The sequence below is a fragment of the Moorena sp. SIO4E2 genome, assembly GCF_010671945.1.
In the GTDB taxonomy this organism is placed as follows: domain Bacteria; phylum Cyanobacteriota; class Cyanobacteriia; order Cyanobacteriales; family Coleofasciculaceae; genus Moorena; species Moorena producens.
In genome coordinates, this window is sequence record NZ_JAAHIE010000557.1 from 1 (window position 1) to 4,484 (window position 4,484).

2 protein-coding genes are annotated in these 4,484 nt (G+C 44.1%); both read right to left on the reverse strand.

The genetic code is table 11. The annotated features are described in order from the left end of the window. Window positions 1-19: 19 nt before the first annotated feature. Window positions 20-1,273 carry a lipopolysaccharide biosynthesis protein gene (locus F6K37_RS32905; protein ID WP_287254862.1) on the reverse strand — a complete coding sequence of 418 codons (1,254 nt, stop codon included), beginning with the start codon at window positions 1,271-1,273 and terminating at the stop codon, window positions 20-22. 27 nt (window positions 1,274-1,300) lie between these two features. Further along, a complete protein-coding gene (locus F6K37_RS32910; protein ID WP_287254864.1) occupies window positions 1,301-4,252 on the reverse strand; it encodes a thioester reductase domain-containing protein in 2,952 nt (983 codons plus the stop codon). Between the last annotated feature and the right edge of the window lie 232 nt (window positions 4,253-4,484).

A 4,484-nucleotide genomic window follows, 5' to 3' on the forward strand; every position in this document is an offset into this window, starting at 1 on the left:
TACCACGGCCCGTGCCGTCTTAAATAACTAGAGTGAAGGTGGTAGTCATCGCTGCCCCGAGCATCCCGAACCTGGGGATAGCTATTGCATTTAATACTAGATTGATTAAGGCACTACAGCCAAAAACAGGAAGGGATTTGTTTTGATTACCTGTCATGACCATCAAACAAGCTACCGTGCCGCATAATGAATCTACTAATCGTCCCAAAATGAGAACTTTCAGGGACAAACTAGCTGCCATAAAATCTCGTCCAAAAATGCTTAAGACTGGCTGAGTAAAGGCAAGCAAGCAGACGCCAATAACTGCAGAAGGCCAAAATATCCAGATAGTAACCCGGGAAACCACCTTTTGCAAACCCTCCATATCCCCTTGGGTATAAAGAGTGACAAAGGCAGGTCCTGCTACCATAACCATGATTTCCAAAACAAAACTCACCCACAGAGCTGTCTTCGCCGCCGCATTATACATACCCGCCGCCGCTGGTCCTATTAAAGAACCAACCATAATAATATCTGTTTCATCTAAGATCGTTAAGAATGTCCGCTGTATCAACAGGATTACGGATATCCCTATCCAAGTACGGTAGTCATAAACTGGGCTAGCCGGTTCAATTTCTCTGTCTACTTTCTCCCGCAACAGCCATGATTGGGAAACGACGACAACCAACAACATTACTGTTGCTACTTCAATCATGGGCAAGCTAGTGAGGGAGTGGTTCTTTTGCAAAATTATCAAGCCGCCACAAAGTACTAACACCGGCCAGATTACCTGATATGGAGCATAGGCTAAAGCGATGTCGTTCATCGCCCTAGTTGTTTCCAGCTGTAGCTGCACCAAAGCCTGTAACGGTATCAGCCCCATGGCGATCAGCATTGGTGTGGCGTAGACAAAGCTGTGATAATGATTCAGCAATAAGATGATCCCCGCAACTCCTAGGCACAGCAGTGTACTTACTACCATAGTCAACAGCCAGCTCCCACGCAGGATACCGCGCAAACTTCCCCAGTCTTGTTTGACTCGGTATTCTGATATCAATCGCATAGATGTGCGAGGCAAACCCAGTCCTGCCGGAATCGCTAAAAATAATGACCAGGCCACAACATATTCATAGATACCATACTCAGTTCTACCCATCCATCGCGCTAGAAATATCTGCATCACGTAGATTAGAACCAAGCCAGAAGCTTTGATAATTAAGGCTACTGCCGCATCTTTAGCAATAACTTCTAAGCTGACACCTTTTTGGGTTTGAGAAAGCGAGGATTCAGTCATCAAATTTGATTAGATAAAAATAGTCATTCAAATGCTAGGTTCATTGCTTGCATGTTTCAGGCTCAGATACTGTGCCATGCCGCTTATGGTTGGATATTTAAACAGTTCAACTACTGAGATTTCGCAATCGAAGATTTCGCGCAGTTTGGTATAGACTCTGACCATTGCTAAGGAACGACCGCCAATGTCGAAAAAGTTAGCGTGAATACCCACTTTTTCCACTTGGAGGACTTCTTGCCAAATAGCAGCAATAGCAAGCTCCCTTTCGTTCTGAGGAGCTAGATAAGCTGGTTCTACAGGTTGGTTGGGTACTTGACTAGGTTTAGCTTCTGCGAAGATCGGTAAGTCCGAGAGATGTTGTTCTGGATTAGCAACAAAAGCCTCTAGCAAAATCTGGAAGTTGTCCAACATCTGCTTAACCGTAGACTCCCTAAACAAATCTGTTTTGTAGCGCAGCACACCTATGAGTTGTTCCTCTTTTTCTTTCATAGATAAGGAAATATCAAAGTTAGCTATCCCCTCTTCCATATCTAAAAAACTTACCCCAATCCCTGCTATTTCTTTTGGCTGGCTGGGAACATTTTGCAGAGTAAACATAGCTCTAGAAAGAGTTGTACTAGGTACTCCCACCGACTCGACTAATTGCTGAAAAGGCAAATGCTGGTGTTCGATGACCCCTATGTGAACTTTATTCACTCGGCCCAGCAATTCTCTAAAACTGGGATTTTTGGCCAGGTCAGTACGTAGAAGAACTATATTGCTGAAGTAGCCTAATAATTTCTTGGTTACCATTTGTTGCCGACCAGCTACGGGGGAACAGAGGATAATGTCTTCTTGCCCTGAATATTGGTAAAGCAACGTCTTAAACGCCGCTAGCAAAATCACAAAAAGAGAAACCCCTTCCTGATTTTGAAGTTCTTTGATAGCCTTGGTAAGGCGTTTAGATAGAAGCAGATATTGAGCTGCTCCTCGATAGTTCGGTGCAGTTGGGGGCGAGTAATCTGTGGATAACTGCAGTACGGAAACACCGCTGAGCTGTTGTTTCCAATAGTCAAGTTGAGACTTCAGCACTTCGCCCTGTAGCCATTGCCGCTGGGATTGAGCAAAGTCTACATACTGGATAGAGAGTTCGGGAAGTGGTGATGGTTTGCCGGTACAGAAAGCTCCATATATCGTTGCCAACTCCCGCATAAATACGGTATTAGACCAGACATCGTTAATAATATGATGAATTGTGCGCAGAAGTACATATTCCTCTTGGGCAAGGCGCAGTAGTTTGACCCGTATTAATGGCCCTTCTGCTAGGTCGAAGGGCTGCTGGGCTACTTCCTTGGCCAGCCGCTGGACTTCTTCTTCCTGTTGTTCTGTTGGCAGTCCTTCCAGGTTTACTAGGGGTAACTCTATAGTGAGAGCTGGAGAAATAACCTGGACTGGCTGCCCATTAACTTCACGAAATGTAGTTCGCAGGATTTCATGTCGTCTGACAATTTCCTGTATACTTTTCTCTAGAACAGCTATATTAAGCGCTCCCTTGAGGCGAAAAGCTGCCCGTAGATTATGAACAGGATTCCCGGGTTGCAGCTGATCGATTAACCACAGTCGTTCTTGACCAAATGAAAGGGGTAATTTGCCATCGCGCGGGACAGGTTTAATCGAAAAAGCTCGATTTTTTGACTTGATATTAGTCCTAATAGATTTCCAGAAACCGGAAGTTTTTTTTGCTGGCTTGTTGCTTGCAGCATTAACCTCAGATAGAGCAGGTGCAACTGGTAGATAACCGCTCTTATGGAAATAATTACAGTAGGTGGCAATTAGTTTTTTATCCATAGGAGGACAGGCAATTGATGTACCAGCTAAGCCTTCGAGGGTATGTACTATTCCAAAGGGTGGTTTTTTATTTAGTAAGGCTCCTGGTGAACTCAAAAGCAGCAGTAGGGAGAAGTAAAATTCGTCTTCTGGAGACTTGGAAGCTTGGTGCTCAACGGCGGCCAACAATTTGTCATAGGTGACTTTTTCTACCGAATAGCCCAAAGAGCAAATTTCGTCGAACAGTTTTGCCCAAGGCAGTGGCTGAGGATTTAATAAGTGAAATGCTTTACCTAGAGATTTTTCTTGCCCCGATAAATTAACAATTGCCTGAGCGACATAATCTACAGGAACAAGGTTAGTGGCTGTTTCTAGTGCCGGAAATTTTCCCAGTTTAATACAACCTTTGAGCAAACTGCAGAAAAAGTCTTGGGTGTTACCATTGATTCCTGTTTGACTGTCTCCCATGATTCTTGAGGGTCGGTAAATGCAAGCAGGTAAGCCTCTATCTTGGGCTATTCTCACTAACTGTTCAGCTACTGCTTTACTTTGCCTATAACCACCTTTGAGGGTGGCTAAGTCGGGGATATCTGTTTCTGAAATTTCCTGAGCTTGGGAATAGGCTGGACTAAAGAAAACAGCTGCGGTGGAAATGAAATGGACTGGTTTAGTTTTGGTTAAACTGGCTAGGCGAATAACTTCCTGAGTTCCCAAAACATTGGTGGCTTTCAATGTTGAGTAAGGACAGGCAGAGTTTACCCATGCTCCATTGTGATAAATGACATCGAGCTGACCAGCTAATTCTCTAAACTTTTCTTGGGAAAGACCTAACAGGGGTTTAGATAAATCTCCGACTATGGGTATGATGCGGGAGTTGAACTTTTCAGACCAAAGGGAGTAAAATTGGAGATGGCTTTTAAGCCGCTGCTTGCCAGTGTCAATATCGCCACAACGAATTAGATAGTGGATATCTGCTGTGGTTTGGTGAAGAAGTTCGTTGAGCAAATAAGCACCGAGAAAACCAGTTGCCCCTGTTAAGAAGATAGATTTGGGTTTCTTAACGTTATTGGATAGGGGAGCCTGAAACTGAATGGTAGGATCTAAGACGGCTTCTGCTGGCAAATCTAATTGGTCGGCAGTAGGTTTGGCTATTAAAGTTTCGGTTTGTGGCATCTTGACTATATATTTAGGCGATCGCAATAGCGCTGAGTTTATAGATTAAGGCATTTTACTGTTAAAGAAGTTGCCTGTTCCCTGCGCTATGACTCAGACACTGCTAGATAACACACCCTAGGCCACTGACTCCTTGAAGAAAAAATATCCCGTGAAAACTCAGGTTATACCAGGGTTGGCTTCAAGGATCACCACTGGAGACTCCATCTGTAAAATTCGCTGCAACTTGAAG

Coding starts and splice junctions, on each gene's coding strand:
- F6K37_RS32905 (WP_287254862.1), bottom strand. CDS start 1,273: ATGACTGAATCCTCGCTTTCTCAAACCCAAAAAGGTGTCAGCTTAGAA.
- F6K37_RS32910 (WP_287254864.1), bottom strand. CDS start 4,252: ATGCCACAAACCGAAACTTTAATAGCCAAACCTACTGCCGACCAATTA.